General features: G+C 37.2%; 16 protein-coding genes and 1 riboswitch. Of the genes, 10 read left to right on the forward strand and 6 right to left on the reverse strand.

Going from position 1 to position 18,487, the window contains the following annotated elements; translation table 11 throughout:
* Nucleotides 1-39: 39 nt before the first annotated feature.
* Both AC6CHS_RS06000 and AC6CHS_RS06005 read left to right on the forward strand, forming a co-directional pair.
* On the forward strand, nucleotides 40-1,818 hold the full coding sequence (locus AC6CHS_RS06000) for an HNH endonuclease (protein ID WP_498234848.1): 1,779 nt from the start codon (nucleotides 40-42) through the stop codon (nucleotides 1,816-1,818).
* Nucleotides 1,819-2,594: 776 nt separating this feature from the next.
* Nucleotides 2,595-3,089: an LURP-one-related/scramblase family protein gene (locus AC6CHS_RS06005; protein ID WP_498234850.1), complete on the forward strand. Its 495-nt coding sequence runs from the start codon at nucleotides 2,595-2,597 to the stop codon at nucleotides 3,087-3,089.
* A gap of 162 nt (nucleotides 3,090-3,251) precedes the next feature.
* Here AC6CHS_RS06005 and AC6CHS_RS06010 read toward each other — a convergent pair whose 3' ends face one another.
* Together AC6CHS_RS06010 and AC6CHS_RS06015 are read right to left on the reverse strand one after the other, a co-directional pair.
* Complete coding sequence (locus AC6CHS_RS06010; RefSeq protein WP_498234852.1) at nucleotides 3,252-4,634, reverse strand: aminopeptidase P family N-terminal domain-containing protein; 1,383 nt, start codon at nucleotides 4,632-4,634, stop codon at nucleotides 3,252-3,254.
* A gap of 14 nt (nucleotides 4,635-4,648) precedes the next feature.
* Nucleotides 4,649-5,413, reverse strand: coding sequence for a DeoR/GlpR family DNA-binding transcription regulator (locus AC6CHS_RS06015; protein WP_498234854.1), 765 nt, complete (start codon nucleotides 5,411-5,413; stop codon nucleotides 4,649-4,651).
* Between the two features lie 441 nt (nucleotides 5,414-5,854).
* Between AC6CHS_RS06015 and AC6CHS_RS06020 the strand changes: the two genes are divergently transcribed.
* Nucleotides 5,855-6,373, forward strand: a complete 519-nt coding sequence (locus AC6CHS_RS06020; RefSeq protein WP_498234856.1) for a TetR/AcrR family transcriptional regulator — start codon at nucleotides 5,855-5,857, stop codon at nucleotides 6,371-6,373.
* A gap of 388 nt (nucleotides 6,374-6,761) precedes the next feature.
* The gene (locus AC6CHS_RS06025) at nucleotides 6,762-7,721 is read left to right on the forward strand and encodes an SDR family oxidoreductase (RefSeq protein WP_498234858.1); all 960 of its coding nucleotides are present in this window, start codon (nucleotides 6,762-6,764) and stop codon (nucleotides 7,719-7,721) included.
* A gap of 117 nt (nucleotides 7,722-7,838) precedes the next feature.
* Here AC6CHS_RS06025 and AC6CHS_RS06030 read toward each other — a convergent pair whose 3' ends face one another.
* Together AC6CHS_RS06030 and AC6CHS_RS06035 are read right to left on the reverse strand one after the other, a co-directional pair.
* Nucleotides 7,839-8,951, reverse strand: a complete 1,113-nt coding sequence (locus AC6CHS_RS06030) for a hypothetical protein (RefSeq protein ID WP_498234860.1) — start codon at nucleotides 8,949-8,951, stop codon at nucleotides 7,839-7,841.
* A gap of 126 nt (nucleotides 8,952-9,077) precedes the next feature.
* The gene (locus AC6CHS_RS06035; protein WP_498234862.1) at nucleotides 9,078-10,280 is read right to left on the reverse strand and encodes an MFS transporter; all 1,203 of its coding nucleotides are present in this window, start codon (nucleotides 10,278-10,280) and stop codon (nucleotides 9,078-9,080) included.
* Nucleotides 10,281-10,334: 54 nt separating this feature from the next.
* A riboswitch (purine riboswitch) is annotated at nucleotides 10,335-10,433 on the reverse strand.
* A 585-nt stretch (nucleotides 10,434-11,018) separates the two neighbouring features.
* Here AC6CHS_RS06035 and AC6CHS_RS06040 point away from each other — a divergent pair.
* The gene (locus tag AC6CHS_RS06040; protein WP_498234864.1) at nucleotides 11,019-11,237 is read left to right on the forward strand and encodes a hypothetical protein; all 219 of its coding nucleotides are present in this window, start codon (nucleotides 11,019-11,021) and stop codon (nucleotides 11,235-11,237) included.
* A gap of 53 nt (nucleotides 11,238-11,290) precedes the next feature.
* Here the strand turns inward: AC6CHS_RS06040 and AC6CHS_RS06045 are convergent, their stop codons facing one another.
* Together AC6CHS_RS06045 and AC6CHS_RS06050 are read right to left on the reverse strand one after the other, a co-directional pair.
* Nucleotides 11,291-12,067 (reverse strand): serine/threonine protein kinase, encoded by a 777-nt coding sequence (locus AC6CHS_RS06045; protein ID WP_498234866.1) that lies wholly within the window; start codon nucleotides 12,065-12,067, stop codon nucleotides 11,291-11,293.
* A 383-nt stretch (nucleotides 12,068-12,450) separates the two neighbouring features.
* Nucleotides 12,451-13,482, reverse strand: a complete 1,032-nt coding sequence (locus AC6CHS_RS06050; protein ID WP_498234868.1) for a hypothetical protein — start codon at nucleotides 13,480-13,482, stop codon at nucleotides 12,451-12,453.
* 240 nt (nucleotides 13,483-13,722) lie between these two features.
* Here AC6CHS_RS06050 and AC6CHS_RS06055 point away from each other — a divergent pair, with 240 nt between their 5' ends.
* The 5 genes from AC6CHS_RS06055 to AC6CHS_RS06075 all read left to right on the forward strand — a co-directional run bounded on the left by AC6CHS_RS06055 (nucleotide 13,723) and on the right by AC6CHS_RS06075 (nucleotide 18,441).
* Nucleotides 13,723-14,094: a DUF956 family protein gene (locus AC6CHS_RS06055; protein WP_498234869.1), complete on the forward strand. Its 372-nt coding sequence runs from the start codon at nucleotides 13,723-13,725 to the stop codon at nucleotides 14,092-14,094.
* A gap of 457 nt (nucleotides 14,095-14,551) precedes the next feature.
* The gene (locus tag AC6CHS_RS06060) at nucleotides 14,552-15,520 is read left to right on the forward strand and encodes a mannose/fructose/sorbose PTS transporter subunit IIA (RefSeq protein ID WP_498234871.1); all 969 of its coding nucleotides are present in this window, start codon (nucleotides 14,552-14,554) and stop codon (nucleotides 15,518-15,520) included.
* Between the two features lie 35 nt (nucleotides 15,521-15,555).
* The gene (locus AC6CHS_RS06065) at nucleotides 15,556-16,362 is read left to right on the forward strand and encodes a PTS mannose/fructose/sorbose transporter subunit IIC (protein ID WP_498234873.1); all 807 of its coding nucleotides are present in this window, start codon (nucleotides 15,556-15,558) and stop codon (nucleotides 16,360-16,362) included.
* Between the two features lie 18 nt (nucleotides 16,363-16,380).
* The gene (locus AC6CHS_RS06070; protein ID WP_498234875.1) at nucleotides 16,381-17,292 is read left to right on the forward strand and encodes a PTS system mannose/fructose/sorbose family transporter subunit IID; all 912 of its coding nucleotides are present in this window, start codon (nucleotides 16,381-16,383) and stop codon (nucleotides 17,290-17,292) included.
* Between the two features lie 132 nt (nucleotides 17,293-17,424).
* Nucleotides 17,425-18,441: a Gfo/Idh/MocA family oxidoreductase gene (locus tag AC6CHS_RS06075; RefSeq protein WP_498234877.1), complete on the forward strand. Its 1,017-nt coding sequence runs from the start codon at nucleotides 17,425-17,427 to the stop codon at nucleotides 18,439-18,441.
* The last annotated feature ends 46 nt before the right edge of the window (nucleotides 18,442-18,487 follow it).

Here is an 18,487-nt window from a genome sequence, read left to right on the forward strand (position 1 = left end):
TACAAATAATTTAACTGTCTTGTTTTATTAGGAGGAAAAATGAAGCAACTTAAAGGAAAGTCAGAAGTTAGGTATGCTCTATGGCAAGCATATAATAAGAAGTGTGCAATTTGTGGAGAACCTATAGGTTACACACAGTTACAGATAGACCATATCATTGCAGAGAGTATAGAGAAAGATCATAATGATTTTTACAGAGTATTAAAAAAATATGATTTACATAAGGATTTTCAGTTGAATAGTTTGTACAATTTGAGACCTGCATGTGGTTATTGTAATAGAGAAAAAAGTTACTATGAAGCACCTGAAGAAATAACTGCAAAACTACTAAGAAAAGCTAAGAATAAAATAAGTGATGTAAATAGAGAAATACAAAAATACTTAGAAGAATCAAATTATGCTCTTAAAATAGAGACTATGCGGAAGGCTGTTAAATCTGGAGAACTAAAATTAGAGGAATACATAGATCAAGTTAATAATTTTGTTTCTGACTATGGTAATGAATTTGTTGAGTATGAAAATGAGTTCACAAACTTTCGTTCGATAAAATATTATTCAGTAAAGTTGGATGGCTATCTCCCAAGACTTAACGAACCTGAAGGAAGCTGTTTATTCACATTTAATAGTTTTTATATACGTGGTATGAGTATAACTTTAACGCATAATGAAATCCTTCAAACATTATTTAAGGGAACAAAAACGCCTACAGACCAATTAATGCGTCCTTACATAGTTGATAAGTTAAGCGAAGACAACTATATTATACAATTAGGAAGTAGTAGGTTCAATTTGAGTAAGGATGAAACTATGCATCTGTGTGAGGTAGTAGATAGATTTATTACTGAGTATATAATAGCTATAGAAAAAATTGAAAAAGTATTAACTTGCAAAGGGTTTCTTCCATTAAATAATGATTTAACAAAGTATAAGCTTATCAAAATTAATGGAAAATTGTGGGAATTAATGCTAAAATTTGCGGATGAACATGATAACTATCATGGAAATGGTAAATGGCATATTTTTGATTCATCCGGGAGTAATATGATTAAAGTATATAATAATAAACCAACACCACAGTATAATTCGGGTTTTCATTGTGTTATTCATAGTTTAGTAGATTCTAATGATAGTTGGGAACCTACAGAGGAAGTTTGGTTGGTTTGGTGGGACGTTGAAAAGAATAAGGATTATGGTATAAGAGATTATTGGACAGTAGAACAAGCTTATCATTGGTTAACTAATGAATTTATCCCCTTAGTAATGTATTCATACGATTCCTCTCTTAGTAGGAATAAACTAGGGTTTAAGAAAGGCATCTCATTTGATGAGTATAAAAAACTCAATACATTCAATAACTTATACTTTCGTATTAGTGATCGTTATTTTGACATTTATAAAATTACAAGAGTTGATGGATTAATTGAATTGGTAAACTCTTTGCAGTTATATTATTCAGTAACTACAGAAACTTATCTTGAAAAGAACTCAATTGAAAGCATTTATGATTCACTAATTTATATTTTAAGTATAAGTTCTGATACTGATTTTTATTATATTTGTTCAAAATTAAACATCAACCAAACTTTTAATATAGATGATTTAAGAACACAAGTGTTTAAGAAAAAGAGAAATGAAAAATTTGGGAAGATTAATGGTGGGGTTTTAGATATGCTACTAAGATCAGTCTCTGCAGCAATAGAATATTCCCAAGAAATAATCAACCCTGATGAAATTAAACTAATCACTCAATACTTAGAACCTATAATTACAGAATATAATTTGAATAAATTAGTTAATGCCTATCTTACAATAAAATAAGAGTTCTATTAAAAATTCATACTTCATCATGGTTATACCATAATGAGTTCTTTTAATATAAAAGTGAATTTCTACCAATTTTCTTAGTTTACTTAAAAAACATAAATACTACAATGGCAGAAGATGTATTTTCACATAATGATTTTCAATATATTTTAGGTTCTGATTTTGTTCAAAACCTGCACGAATATCTAGTTTAATGCCCCTCTTACTAATACAGTTTCAACTGTAACAGGACAGGCGTTTGTTCAACTTGAAAGATATATTGCTACAGCTTTAAACAGTGAAAAGTGGCGTTGGATGTGTGGAAGACAATGTTATAAGAAAAGGTTTGCATAAACTATTATTTCAATACCTAAAAACTAAAAAAAGAAAAGATAGACGAAGATACAATTGAGAATATAGTAAAGTCTATTTGGGATGGGAAATGATAGAGTCAAACATTAACAAAAATATAAGAAAATTAATTCATATGTCATGATGGTATAACCATCAAGAGTATATTAGTCCAATAAATTCAGTAATAACCTAAGATTAAATATGAATCAAGAGCTCATGATGGTAAAACCGTCATGGGTTTTTATTTTACTATCAAACACTCTATTCCCTCAAAAAATTCAACTTTTTTGCTCTCTCCCTTAAAAAACATTAAACTGGGAATAACCATCATTCCCTTATTGATAATACGAAACCTCATAAGCGATAAAATCGTACAATAGGAAATACTTCAGTGACTAAATAGATAAGTATCCCACCAAAGAAAGGGTGTTCTTATTTTGAAACAATTGTATATAAAACAAAAAGTGATGAGTTTTAAAGACAAATTCACGATAAAGGATCAGCAGGAGAATGATGCGTATTATGTGGAAGGAAGTTTTATGAAAATCCCCAAAACGTTCTCCATCTTAAATACAGCAGGAGCAGAGGTTGCACTTATAACGAAAAAGGTGATCAGCCTCTTGCCGAAATTTTATGTTGAGGTAAACGGCCAAAAGATATTAACGATTAATAAAGAGTTTTCTTTCTTTAAAGCACGTTATTCTATTGACGCCGAGGGGATAGAAGTGCACGGGAACTGGTGGGATATGAACTTTGAAGTTTATCAGAATGGGGAAGTCGTGGGGAAAGTGAATAAAGAATGGTTCACTTGGGGCGATAGCTATAAGGTTCAAGTTCTGAACGAAGAGTTGGAGGCGCTCATTATTGCGCTCGTAATAGCCATTGATTGTGTGAAGGCTGACCAAGCATCGTCTCCGCCAGCTACGACATAACAACCTATCATAGATCACGGAGGGGCTAAGCTTCAAGACGCTACTTTTCCCCGGGACAATTTAACATCCTCCTGCTTCTTCATTAGGGGTTTTCATAATATGAAAAAACATTTAAGCCAGGATCTGTATGATACCGTTACAGGCCCTGGCTTAAAAATAGAGTTATTGTTTCTTACTAAATGCCAATGTTTTATTCAAAAGAAGCGGGGTATAAAAGGCGACTGTATCGCTTAATGGAAGTAGTTCGTCGCTAATGGACAGATTCAAAACTTCTTGTAAATAGCTTCTTCTCGTTTGAATTCTTTGCCATACTTCTGGATAAGTGTTTTTAATTTCTGATTGCAATGCTTCATCTGCAATGGCAATTGGTTCTTCACATGATGCTCCTGCATAGCCTGGCACACTTGGAATAATATCAACTTGAAACATTTGGCCGCTTTTAACGACAGCTGTTGAGTCTTCTGTGAATGGAGAAGCCAGCCATTCTTCATCGCTTGTAAAGTGGCCCGGGTTTAAGGACCAGCCATAGTCCTTTTTAGGCAATACCTCTTCTATAATCGCATATATATCTTTGCCTTGTTGACCGATTTTAATAGATTCTAACCAAGTCGCATAAGCAGTAAAATAAGGCTTTGCTAGTCGCTCAAGATAGTCCTTTTGCTCTTCAGGTAATTGCTCGGGCGCTTCCACTACATAGCCCACGCGGCTACTTAATCCACCCTTATAGCCTACTGTAAGAGAAAAGTTATCTTTATAATGGATTGCTTTATCCCTTGGATAGATTATAGCGTTTGTAAATCTAGCACCTGCAGCAGTAATGGTCGTTACGGAATTCGGCTGTCCATCCGCCGCCAGTATGGAAGCAATTTCTTTTTCCGTTTTTCCCACCTCAAGGTTTTGTAGCGCTTGATATAAACGGGACCCAGCTAATGATGCTCCGTGTTCATAATGAGCAATTTCATTCGCATTATTAATAGTGCGAATCCCCTCAAGAGGAGAGAGAAGGGCTGGCGAAAAGTTGAACACCTTTCCTTGTGTCACATATTTTTTCAAGTCATTTACAACAAAATAAGGAATGTCAAAAAGGTCGCTGTTCTCATAAACGGTGCTCGTAAACATCTTCCAACCAATTAACCCAACTTTGGAGTCTGGAGAAATACCGGCCTCTTTAAAATATTGAGCTAGTTCCTTTTCATTTTTCATTGGTTGATTAGGCAGGGAAAAGTAAGGAACATGAATGGCTTCTGCTCTCACTCGTGATTTACTTGCTAACTTTAAATTTTCATTACCTAGCAATAAATAACATTTTCCGTTACCGTGCAAAACAAGACAGGCCTCTTCAAAGCGAGGGATAAAACCAGTAAAGTATTCGAAGTTGGCACCATGTTCACGGTCTGCATAAATAATCGCTGTATCCACTTGGTGTTCTTTCATTTTTTCCAAGAAATTTGTATGGCGTTGGGCTAATGTTTCGTCTGTTAAAATAATAGATTGCATATTATGATGAATCTTCGGAGGCGTAATCTGTGTTAATTGTATATCCATTATAATTTCTCCTTCTATTCTGCTACTGAGATGATATTGGTCACTTGACTCATATGTTTAAAGCTCTCGTGATCCTTTGGTAAGTCGGTTATAATTACATCAAAGTCTTTCACAGAGCCTGCCTTATAAAGGTGGGAAATGCCAAACTTTGTCTTATCAGCAACTAGCACTACTTGCTTGGCGTGGTTGATAATCGCCTTTTTTGTAAATGCGTCTATTTCGTCTGGTAGTGTTACACCGTGTTCAAGTGTAATCCCTTCCGTACCTACAAACACTAAATCGAACTGAAAGTCTTTTATATAATCAATTGTTTGCACGCCCAAAAAACCTTGCGATAAATCTCTGTACTCTCCCGGAACGCTAAACAAAGAGATGTCTTTATGTTTTGATAAAGTGGAAAGGACCATTAAGGAGTTGCTATAAAAGGTGCAGTTCTTTGCTCTAAATATTTCGTGAGCCACAGCTAAAGTGGTTGTGCCGGTTTCAATAAATATCGAAGAATAGGGCTTTACAAAGCGCTTACAGTATTCCCCGATTAGTTTCTTGCCGTAGGCATTAACTTCTCTTTTAATCGTCATCGGATATTCGGATAAATCCGTTTTTTTGTAAACAGCACCTCCATAAACCAACTCTAGCTCACCATTTTCGGATAATGCTTTCAAGTCTCGATTAATGGTCATTAAAGATACGTTGAGTTCCTCGGCTAAGTCTTTAGAATTAACCTCACCATTTACCTTTACTTTTTCTAAAATAAACACGTGTCTTTTTGTTTGATTCAAGCTTTTCACTCCATAGCATAAATTTCTTTGTCTGATTAAATTTATCTCTCATGACTTTGAATGTATGAATTAACATTTTTCCTATTTGTCATTTGGGAACATGATAACATTTATTAACAAAACAATCAAAATTTAAGTACTTATATAACATTATATAAATTTATATGTTATATAATGTTAATGATTAGGTTTTGGAGTTTGTGGAAGATAGTTGAAGTTTCACTTTATATTGTGTGAGACAATCAATACTCCCGAGTTTGGGGCATTTCTACGAAGTAGTAAATTTAGCTTTGAGTTACTCCCATTATCATTCTTAATGGCGAGACCCAGCAGTTTAAGGTGTAAACAGTACAGCTAATAAAACTTATACTTGAATTAAAGCGTACTGTTTCTTATAATGTAATTGATCAATAAATAACTAATAACAAGCAGGTGTTTGATATGGGTCGGCCAAGTGGGGGAAACCGTAAAGAGGAGATACTTGAAGCGGGATTAGAAGTATTTGCAAAGAAAGGTTATTATAATACAACTACCGCACATATAGCAGAAAAAGCGGGGATATCGCAGCCATATGTCTTTCGGTTTTATAAAACAAAAGAGGAATTGTTTATTGCTGCGTTAGACCGCGCATTTGATAGAATTCTCGATATTTTTAGAAATGTAGATGCTAATGCAGAACAACTTGTTGAGAAAATGATTGACGCATACGATAAACTTTCTGAACTTCATCCTAATGAAATCGCATTACAGGTCATAGGCATTTCCGTAACAGAAAGCGCAATCCGGAATGCCACGCAGAAAGGACTATCCAATATTCGCAGTTACACCATAGAACGATTTAGAGATGCGGGAATAGAAAATGTTGAAAGAGAAGTTACTACATTCTTGGCCCGAGGGATATTGTGCAATATATCTTATTTCTTAGAGCTGCCAGAGCTTATAGATACAAAAAATAAATAATGTAGCCTAAGCGAGTTATTTATTTTTTTGTAAATTAGTTATTGATCAATCAATAACAATAGAATAAGGAGGTGAAAATATGAAGTTAAATAAAATAGACTTCCTATCAATAGGAATTATTGTGGTATGTATTATAAGTTGGTGGGATTAAGCCTGCTAAAATTAAACATAATCGGGGAGGTGTAATGATGAATAATGAGAAGACGCCTGTTTCATATTTATCTATTGGATTGGGGATTATTGCAGTATTGACCGTCTTATTCACGTTTTGGGATTAATAACAGTATGCTATGTATGCGAATATTCCCTTGGGAAAGGTGAACGAATAAGACATAATTTTTTTATACAGTTATTTATTGATCAATCAATAATAAAAGAGGTGTTTTAAATGAAAAAAGCAGTTGTATTGGGAGCAACTGGTGGAACGGGCCAAGTTATTGTCTCAGAATTATTGAACAGAGGAATAGAAGTCATAGCTTTCGGGCGTTCTCCAGAGAAATTGAATGAACTAATGAAGGAACAAGATAACCACCCCAAATTAACATACAAACTGGGTAATATATTTGATTATAAAACCATTATAGAAGCTGCCAAAGATGTAGATGTTATTTTTCAGTGTGCGAATGTCAAGTATCAAGAGATGAAATCAAAGCTGTTATCACTTGGAGAGAGTGTAATGAAAGCAGCTGATACTTTAGGGAAAAGGATTGTTTTTGTAGATGGAATTTACGTATATGGGCACCAAGTTGCAAAGGGAGATGAAAATCATCCACACCAGCCCCATACGAAAAAAGGTAAACTTAGAGTGGAATTCGAGCAACTGATTTTCAGTCCTAAATGGAAAAGTGCTAAAGCATTAATTGTCAGGCTACCAGATTATTATGGCCCCACGTCACAAAATTCCTATTTACAGCCTACCCTAGAAGGGATAGCTGCCAATAAAGCCTCTGTTTTTATTGGAAATCTAAAAACTCCTCGTGAGTATGTCTATTTGCCAGATGCGGCGAAGATGATTGTTAATATAGCAGAAAAAAACGTTTCTTATGGAGAGAATTGGAATATACCAGGGGCGGGATTAATTTCGGGAAAAGATATTATTAAAATAGCTCGTCACGTAACGGGGAGCCAAAAGATAATTATTCCACTTTCTAAAAATACCATTCGTTTTATTGGGTTATTTGATATATTTATGAGGGAAGTTGTTGAAATTATGTACCTTACTAAAGAGGGGTTTGTTTTAAGTGGTGAAAAATATGAAAAGCGAATTGGTGCCATTCCAAAAACTCCTTTTAAACAGGGCATGGAAGAGACATTACGGCTGTTGATGTATAGGGGGAATTTGGGTTAAGGTAAAAACAGGGGCGGTTATTGGTAGAAGTGGTTAAACCGCCCCATGCTTTGTTATCATTTTCGGACATTAATTATGGAATTACATTAACTACTAAGATTAAAACCAATCCATTCCTTACTGATAATTAATTATCGCTGGATTGGGATCAAGCTTTAAAACCTCTTCCGGACTTAACACAGGCTCATCCTTGTTATAAAAGATCTTAAATCCCCCGTATTGGACTGCTTCGTTTCGCACGAATTTACGATAGAGTGACTTTTTGGTGGCAGAATCGCCCCAGCCGTCATAATTCAAGGCCACTTCAACATTTTCGGTTGGTTGAATGGCATCTTTGTTCGTTAATGCTTCGTCCATAAACTGATGGACGAGGACAATTTTATCTGGTAAATCATTTTCCTCAACCATTTCCGTTAAGTAATCCACCGCTTCTTGTACTTCAGCCCCGTCTACTTGGCCTAGATCGATACCAGGGGTTTCTCCTTCTCTCACATGGAATTCGGTATCAATAGCTAGGTGCACATGAGGCATCTTAAGCCATTTCTCTAGTGATTTAACTTGATTGATGACGGAATCTGTTCCGAGTTGGACATCCAGCATAAGTAACGCATCATTTTCTTCCGCGAGTTTGGCATATTCGTCAATTTTCTCTGGTGGAGTTGGATGGACGTACGTCCCTTCAGACCCCGGGTCGCGCTGTGCCACGGTAGAAATGAGTTCGATCATTGGCACAGCAGGGCGTGAAGGATCGGCATCTGAATATGATTGGGTCTGCTCCTTTAATTTCTCCATCAATTCATCTGGTTCCATTTCTCCCAATATCCCCATATTGCTAGAGTTCGGATGTCCGTAATAAGCTACGAGTCTATGATTCTTTAATGGACCATCGGTTTGATCATCGGCTCCTTTTACCAATGTTTCTCCCACTGGAACCATTCTAGTACGATCCCCTCCGCGAGCTTCTTCACTAGGCATCTTCTCTAGTTCCTCTTCAGATAACGTTTCTTTTAGAGGAGAAGCATCTTCTCTTGGTTCCATTGCTTTGTAAGGCTGAGTGGGCTTCTCTTCTTCCGCTTCTTCTTTCTTGCCTTCCTTCTCATCTGAAGCGCCCTCTTCCTGTGCTGGTTCTTCTTCACTTTTTTCATTCTCTTGGGTAGTGGTGTTTTCCGAACAAGCGATCAGGAAAAACAGGATAAGCACTCCTGAGAATAGCAACGCTGATTTTTTCATGTTGTTCACTTCCTTATGTATTGATTTTCTACTATCTATTATTCTAGATATATACCCTGTTTTCAATAAAGTTAACAGAGAGATTTAAAAAAATGGAGAGTTCAACTAGCGAACTCTCCTATCAGTTTAGTTTTGTTCTTGTAAAGGACGCTCTACTACAAAACTCTCCTTTGTCTTTTCGCTTCCTTTTGTTTTTCTTGTTAAAGAAAAGACTGCGCATGCTAGAGAGATGATCACAACTACACCACCAAACCAAGCTGTACTGGAAACATTTCCGGTTTGATTTAGCACTACACCACCAAATGCTGATCCGAGAGATATCCCTATTTGTAATGCTGAATTGTTAAAGCTTTGCTGGATATCCGATGTAGCAGGATCTGTTTGAATTAAATAGCTTTGTTGTGGTGGAGCTAGACTCCAGCTTAATGCTGCCCAAATCATCATAATTGGCAGGAATACAATAAGTGAGAATGTAGTAAAAGGCAGTATGAATAACACCACCGCAAATGAAATGATCACGGTAATGATACTTTTTGGAGCTCCGATCGAATCGGAAAGAAATCCTCCGAATGCGCCGCCGCTTACCGCTGCAATCCCAAATAACAGATAACATATGCTAAGCCAACTAGAACTTAGATGAAGTTCCGTTTCTAAAAATGGTGTGAAGTACGCATAAAGCGTGTAATGTCCTGCAAGCATAAACATGGTTGCAAGATGTGCACTCCCTAATTTTGCGCTACTCACAGCTTTTAGTTGTTTTGATAGTGGAATCGTTTTTTCGCCAGGGAATCGATCTAAAAAGATGGAAATAAGCACAAAAGAACCGATCGATAACACCGCAATTCCTAGGAAAATAACGCGCCAGCCAAATTGATCGGAAATTAGAATTCCCAGTGGCACTCCCATAACAAGCGACGAACTAATCCCCATGTAAACAAGGCCTAGAGCCTTTGCTCGATGTGCTGGTGAAACCACTTTTGAAGCAATGGTTAACGAAAGTACTACGATGAGTGCTGTACTCATGGCGGTAATAACTCTTGCGATCATCATAAAGGTAAAGTTCGGACTGAAATAGGTCATGATATTCCCGATAAAGAAAATAGACAAGGATATGAGATATAACTTTTTTCGCTCCATTTTGCTCGTTAGAACTAGTAACACAGGTCCGGATACCGCATAGATAAGTGCGAACACCGTAATTAGTTGTCCAGCAGAGCTTAATGTGATGTTTAAATCGTTTGCGATAGTTGGAAGAATTCCACCAACGACTAATTCAACAAGGCCAACTGCTACAGTAGATAATGCGAGTATAAAAACTTTTAAATTCATCTTCTTACTTCCTTTCGAATGGAAAATAATATAAAAAAATCCTGATTACAAAAAATGATTTAACTCATTTTCTGTAATCAGGATTTTAAGGTTCCTGGTAGACACCCTCAAGCCATATTCTGAGGTTATACAGGTTATATTAATTTAGTATTTAGTATAAGCGAGCACTTTAGATAGTTTACTAGCTTTCAACTAGTTTAGCAAGTAGTAATTTTTAGCTTTTGTATAACCATGAGACCAGTGGGCATGTCTACAAGAAGGTATTCGAGGAAAGTGGTTCAAATTAATTGTATAGGTGCTTTGTTGTTGCCCTTAAGAAAAAATATATAGCAGTAATACCAAACATAAACCCGAAAGTCTTAAACCAAGTTAGTTCCCCGCCGGTTATGTGTTTTAAAAACATAACACCTAAATAAACAATAATAAATATACACAGGTAAATACCTATGTACGTAGATAATTTAATTTTTTTGATTCTATGAGACATAAAGCTCACCTCTTAAAAAAATTCATTCATCTCCCATTTCTATAATACCTTAACATTTGGTTGTGGGTTATTAAAGACTTTAAAAAAAGCTAAGTGAATTGGTTCGGTTTACTACTACCTATCTTATGGGTAAACTTAAAGAGTAAGCCGAATATATGAAACCTACCTAAAGGTTAATCGTATATACACTAAAGGAGGGAACTCAATGTTTAAAAAGTTCCTAAAAGGCATTTCTAAAGAGATGAAAAAACGTGGTAGCAGCAGTGATCGGTCGAAATACCGCCGTCATGGCTCTAGCAGTGGAAAAAAGCGGAGATATTACGGAAGTAGCAGCAGCGGACGACGCGGACGTAATGCCTATCGTGGCTCAAGCCATTACAGAAAAAAAGGGCGTTACTCTAGCAGCTGATCGTTACTTGAATAAATTACAAAAAGACTCCATTTGGTGGGAAGAATTCATTTCCTGCTAAATGGAGTTTTGTTAATTAAGTCCAACTATGTTCTGCTATCACGTCATTACCTTCTAATCGCTTGCTGATAGGAGACTAATTGCTTCTCCGATATCTGTAAGAATAGCTTCACACTGGTGATACGGCGATTCAATCTGTAACAATCGTTTCAGAAGGTGGGCTGTTTTCGGGTGGAGGCTTAGCTCTTCAGTCCAGGGTCTATTCCTTTTCGTTTCCCCTTCATAGGAAGAGTAGAGAAGAAACAGCAGAAAATCCCCTATGTCAAAAAAATCATCGTGTGCTAACTGTTCTTGATGTTCTTTTGCTTTGTCGTCTGTATGCAGGTTTTGTGCTAAACCAAAATCTATTAGATGAAGCTCATCGTTGTGAAGGAGGACATTTGGAATTCGGATATCACCATGGAACACGCCCTTTTCGTGAATATAGCAAATGATAGCAGTTAGCTTTTTAACGATTTCCAGACATTCCTTTTCACTGTATTTCTGCTTTGTGTCGAATAAAGTGTCTTCTACGTTTTTCCCCTCGACAAATTCCATGGAAAAGAACTGCTCTTCCTCATACACGAATGTCTCTACTAATTTGGGAATACCATTGTGGTCTAACATCTGCAGAATAGTTGTCTCTTGCTTGTAATTCTCCGCGTTTTCTTTCTTCTTGCTTTTACGCATTTGTTTAACCACACATCTTTGGTTGGCGTCCAAGTCCCAGCACAAATAGATGATGCCGTAACTCCCGTTCTGTAACACTTTCTCTATTTCATATCGTCCAGCCAGTGTTTGGCCGATCGAATATTGCTGATCCATCATCCTCTGTCGCACTTTCTTTATCATCCAATGTATAACTTCCATGCGCACCTCTTCGTGTTACGTTTGGTTGTATTATATCAAACTTAGGGCAGTAAATTCAGAATCGCAAAATTGTATGTTGGGAAAACTGGAAGTGAAACGTAAAAAAACGGGCGTACCCTTCTATAGTAGCAAGGACATCACCCTCGGGATTATGCAAAAATGCTAAGCTCCGAACAGCTTACAGTAAGAAAGACTCAATAAGTGAGTGATCCTTTCCCATTCCCCTTTGAAGGGGAAGATAGCTAATGGACTTAAGGTTTAAAAACAGCATACAACTCCCAGAATTTGAAGGATAAATCCAATGATTGCTTGGTGGATTTATCTTACCTGAAGCTTGGGGAAATAATAAAAGATCCGCAAAACTATTAGACCTGTTGATCAATAAATTTGAGTATTTCCTTCTCTTCTTGTTCCGTACACGAATACTGCTGCTCCAATTCTTCCAAGTAGTCTCCTGCCTTTTTCAGTTCTACCACGCCTTTTTTCATATACGATTTGTAATTGTCATTTACTTTGTTAATTTCATCCGCATATTTTTCATCTGTTCCGGGAGTTACGGCCCCTTCGTATAAATCAATGACTTCTTCGTGTTCCCTAATTGGAAAAAACTCATGGGGGTCTGTGCTGTCAAAGAGACAAAAACTTAAGTCTGGAACCAATACCATATCAAGACTATTTGGATCGAAACTACAATGATAAACTTCCGTATCATAACCATGTTCTATACAAGCACTTACTACTTTCTTCATAAAGGTAGATTTGCCTGTTCCAGCACGCCCTTTTACATAAAAGACACGGGAGAGGTTTTCCGTAATATGGGGGATGACATTGACAGGGCCATCCACGGTTGTCGTACCAAAAAGGCGATGGTATTCATGGGCATCGCGGGTTTTCTTTGGCTGTCCTTGTAATCTTTCTTGAATAAATCTATCGGACATTTCATCTGCCTTTTCAAAATGCATCTCTTTAATATAGATTTCTTCTAGGTCATCATGGATGCGTAATCCTGTTTCAAAATCTTTATATGCCTTTTCGGTGTAATGCTTGAAGTTTTCACTTTGAATTGTGTTTTTTACCGAGGTATTCTGTGTAAAGTTCCTTAAATCCAGTTCGATAACCCCACCTATATCATTTGGCACAATGGAATCATTTAAAAATACGATACCTTTTTCACGAATAACAACACCATCCAAGTAATCCTCACCTAACGCACTCTTCAACACTTCCACTGTATTAGTAGATTCATATTTTAGAACCAATTGACGGAGGATCTTTGCTTTTACCTTTTGGGAAGGGTGTTTTAGACTAATGACTTGCTGCAGGCCTTCTATATTGGAAGGTAGTAAGTTCAGAAATCCCTTGGCTGTATTGGCCGTTACATAATAATAATTTTTCAAAGAGTCACTTCCTTAATGGATTAAATTTTGTAAACTGTATTTCCCTTAATGGAGTCTCATTTTAAATAGCCTATGCCCAATCTGCCTTTTGGGTGAATGTCATGCTTTTTATTATAATGATGAATTGACCAATGAAATAAATAAGTCTTGCTAGGATTCTCTTACCCAAAGCATTTTTGGCTTAGAGCTATAAAACGTGTATAATGATTTTTAGTAATAGAAAGAAATGAGGTAGGTCAAATGGTCCAATCTATCAACACAAAAGTTGATTTAGTTATTAATGGAACCTCACATATAAGAATGACCGATTATGGTAAGATCATGATTGGTGATAAAGGGTTTGAATTCTACAACACTCGTGATGCTCGGAAGTTTATTCAAATTCCGTGGGAAGAAGTGGATGCTGTAATCGCTTCTGTCATGTTTAAAGGAAAGTGGATCCCGCGTTATGCAATTAAAACGAAAAGTGACGGGACATATACCTTTTCTTCAAAGGATCCAAAGAAAGTGTTGCGAACCATTCGTGAGTATGTGGATGAGGATCGCTTGGTTCAATCATTAGGCTTCTTTGACGTTATCAAACGCGGGTTTAAAGGGAAATTTAATAAGTAGTCATTTTACTAGATAAGGTAGAACGATTCTATTTTTGCAGGGTAATTTGACTATACCGTTAAATAGGGTTCCTAGTGAAAAGGAACTGCGTTAAAAATAATAACTTACTTCTTGAAATGGGTAAAATGGAGTGCTATAATACTCTTAGATAAACTCATTAAAGTATTAACATACTTATTATTTGAGGTATAATTGAAGCGTTTGCAACTAAAACTTAATAGCCATCGTATATTTTTTACGTGTTACTGATTCGATCAGGCATGAGTGAAAAGTATTGATTAAACACGAAGAACTAGGGTCCTACTATACCTCTACCTTCCTTTAATCTACTTTTTACTTATGTCTTTTTTATTTTTTTGTTTCTAATGTAATCGTTTTAGTTGAGCTGGGAAATAATACACTTTAGGAGTTTATCATATTCAAGATTTAACAGATCAAATTAATAGGAGGTAAAGTGATGGTAGGAATTGTCATTGCTAGTCACGGCGAATTTGCCACTGGTATCTTGCAATCTGGAGCGATGATCTTTGGAGAACAAGAAAATGTAAAAGCTGTTACATTGATGCCGAGCGAAGGGCCTAATGACGTAAAGGCAAAAATGAAAGAAGCAATCTCCTCTTTTGACAATCAAGACGAAGTATTATTCTTAATTGATCTTTGGGGTGGAACTCCTTTCAACCAAGCCAGCAGCTTGATTGATGAACAAGAGGGTAAATGGGCGATCGTTACTGGTTTAAATTTAGCAATGGTCATCGAATCTTATGCAGCGCGCATGTCTAAGGACACAGCGTATGAGGTTGCTGAACAGATTCTGGGAACAGCTAAAGAAGCAGTTAAAATAAAACCTGAAGAGTTGGAACCAGCGGATACTGCGAAGGCGGATGCCGGACCAGCTAGTACAGGCGCACCTGGTACATTTGACTACGTGTTAGCACGAATTGACACGCGTTTGCTGCATGGACAAGTAGCAACAGCCTGGACACGAAATACACAGCCTACGCGAATTATTGTCGTATCCGATGTGGTAGCGGAGGATGAACTTCGTAAGAAATTGATCCAGCAGGCTGCTCCATCAGGTGTGAAGGCCCATGTTGTGCCAATTAAAAAAATGATCGAGCTTGCAAAAGATGATCAGCACTTTGGCGGTCAGCGCGCGTTATTGCTTTTCGAAAACCCGCAGGATGTGCTTAGAGCAGTGGAAGGTGGCGTACCATTAGAAACCATTAATGTTGGTTCGATGTCCCACTCACCTGGTAAAGTACAGCCGAATAAAGTGTTGGCTTTTGATCAAAATGATATCGATACGTTCCGCAAGTTGAAAGAGTTTGGCGTGGACTTTGATGTACGTAAAGTTCCAGCTGATCAATATGGCAACATGGATGAAATTCTAAGAAGAGCTCAAGCAGAGTTAGATAAACAGAGATAATTTTAATTACCAGACAAAAAGGAGGATGAATAATCATGGATTTGACTATTATTCAGATAATACTCGTTATTATCGTAGCATTCTTAGCTGGTGTGGAAGGAATTTTGGATGAATTCCACTTCCATCAGCCAATTATTGCTTGTACGTTAATCGGTTTAGTTACAGGAGAATTAATACCATGTCTTATCTTAGGTGGTACCCTTCAATTGATTGCTTTAGGTTGGGCAAACATTGGGGCTGCCGTAGCACCGGATGCTGCATTAGCATCGGTTGCATCAGCAATTATTTTAGTTTTAGGCGGACAAGGGGAATCTGGTGTTTCCTCAGCAATCGCGATTGCAGTACCACTTGCAGTAGCTGGATTACTATTAACAATTATTGTTCGTACAATTGCAACAGCATTTGTCCACTTTATGGATGCCGCAGCGAAAGAAGGTAACTTCCGAAAAGTTGAAATGTGGCATATTATCGCGATCATTATGCAAGGTTTGCGTATTGCTATTCCTGCTGCATTAATTGTAGCGATCGGTGCACGTCCGGTTAGAGAATTACTTGAATCAATGCCTACTTGGTTGACAGACGGTATAGCAGTAGGTGGAGGAATGGTAGTAGCGGTTGGTTTTGCGATGGTTATTAACATGATGGCTACAAAAGAAGTATGGCCATTCTTGGCGATTGGTTTCGTAATTGCAACAATTCCATCTCTTACCCTTTTAGGTCTTGGTGGTATTGGTGTAGCACTTGCACTTATTTATATTGCATTATCAAAACAAGGTGGCTCTGGTAATGGCGGAGGCGGCAATACTGGTGATCCGTTAGGCGACATTATTGATAACTACTAAAAGGAGGAGGCTTAAAAAATGGAAAAAGGATTGAAATTATCAAAAAGAGATCGTATAGCTATTTGGTTCCGTTCCATGTTCATTCAAGGTTCTTGGAACTATGAACGGATGCAAAACGGTGGTTGGGCATTCTCCATGATCCCGGCAATCAAACGATTATATAAAACAAAAGAAGATCGTTCCGCTGCATTGCAGCGTCACTTAGAGTTTTTTAATACACACCCATATGTAGCATCACCAATTATTGGTGTAACGCTTGCGCTTGAAGAAGAACGGGCAAATGGTGCTCCGGTAGACGACAAGGCCATTCAAGGGGTTAAAGTCGGTATGATGGGACCTTTAGCTGGTATTGGGGATCCATTGTTCTGGTTCACGGTAAAACCGATCCTTGGTGCATTAGCGGCTTCGCTTGCAATGAGCGGTAATATTCTTGGTCCAATTCTTTACTTCGTTTTATGGAATCTGATTCGTATGGGCTTCATGTGGTATTCACAAGAGCTTGGTTATAAAGCCGGTTCTAAAATCACGGATGACTTATCTGGCGGATTGCTTCAAGATATCACCAAGGGCGCCTCGATACTCGGTATGTTTATACTCGGTGCCTTGGTTAACCGGTGGGTAGCCGTATCCTTTGCACCAACCGTCTCGGAAGTTCAACTTGATGAAGGTGCTTATATCGATTGGGAGAACCTGCCTTCTGGTACCGAAGGGATTAGAACAGCATTAGAACAGCAAGCCGCAGGGCGATCGTTAAGTGAGTATAATGTCACGACTTTACAAGATAACTTGGATAGCTTAATTCCTGGTTTAGCTGGATTAGCGTTAACCCTACTTTGTATGTGGTTACTTAGAAAGAAAGTTTCTCCAATTATTATGATTCTTGGATTGTTCGTTCTAGGTATTGTCTTCCACGTAATTGGTTTAATGTAATTTTTCGATAGAACCTTATTCGAAAAATATAATAGATAAGTACCTCCTGGTTTGATAAACGAGTCAACCTAAGGAGGTACTTTTTCATACGGTTTAAAGAGCAACAATAAAAATATGTTTTAGGAGGCAGTTATGCTTACTATCGGTTATATAGGAAATGGGAAAAGCACGAACAGATATCATCTTCCATTCGTACTGCAAAGAGACAATATTAAAGTGAAAACAATTTATCGAAGAACACCTGAGAATGATAATTGGGATAAAATTGCCGGGGTAAATTACACCTCTGATTTAGATGCGTTATTAAATGATGAGGACATTCAACTCATTGTGGTTTGCACCAGATATGACAGCCATTATGATTACGCTAAACTAGTATTAGAGCATAATAAACACTGCTTGGTTGAAAAGCCATTTATGGAAGCCTCAGAACAAGCTAAAGAGATATTCGCAATGGCAAAAGAGAAGGACTTAATTGTGCAGGCGTATCAAAACAGACGTTTTGATAGTGATTTCTTAACCGTTCAAAAGGTCATTGAAGAAGAGAAAACAGGTGACTTGCTAGAAGTAGAAATGCATTATGATTACTATCGTCCTGAAGTACCTGAGTCTGTGCACTCTTTTGATCCTGCTTCGTCGTTTTTATATGAACATGGCTGTCACACGCTAGATCAGGTCCTTAGTTATTTCGGCAAGCCAGATGATATTCATTATGACGTAAGGCAGATTTTAGGACAGGGAAGAAAAAATGATTACTTCGATTTGGACTTATATTATGGCGGGTTAAAAGTATCAGTGAAATCCAGTTACTTCAGACTGAAGGAAAGGCCTAGCTTCGTCGTCCATGGTAAAAAGGGCTCCTTTGTCAAAGAAACGAAAGATCGCCAGGAAGAACATTTGAAGCTATTTTACATGCCGGATAACAAAGACTTTGGTATCGATACGATAAACCACTATGGTGTGCTGACATATATCGATGAAGAAGGTACCATTCACGAAGAAAAAGTTAAGTCTGTGGATGGGGATTATGGAAGAGTATATGATGACATATACGAAGCAATCCTACATGGTAAAGATAAAACCATCACTGATGAACAGACATTGTTACAAATGGAGATATTAGAAACCGGTGTTAAGAACTTAAAGTAAAAGGATTGGCATGGGTTTTTGATACATGCTTATGACTAAAAAGGCT

It is taken from the genome of Oceanobacillus sp. GQ8 (assembly GCF_059758495.1).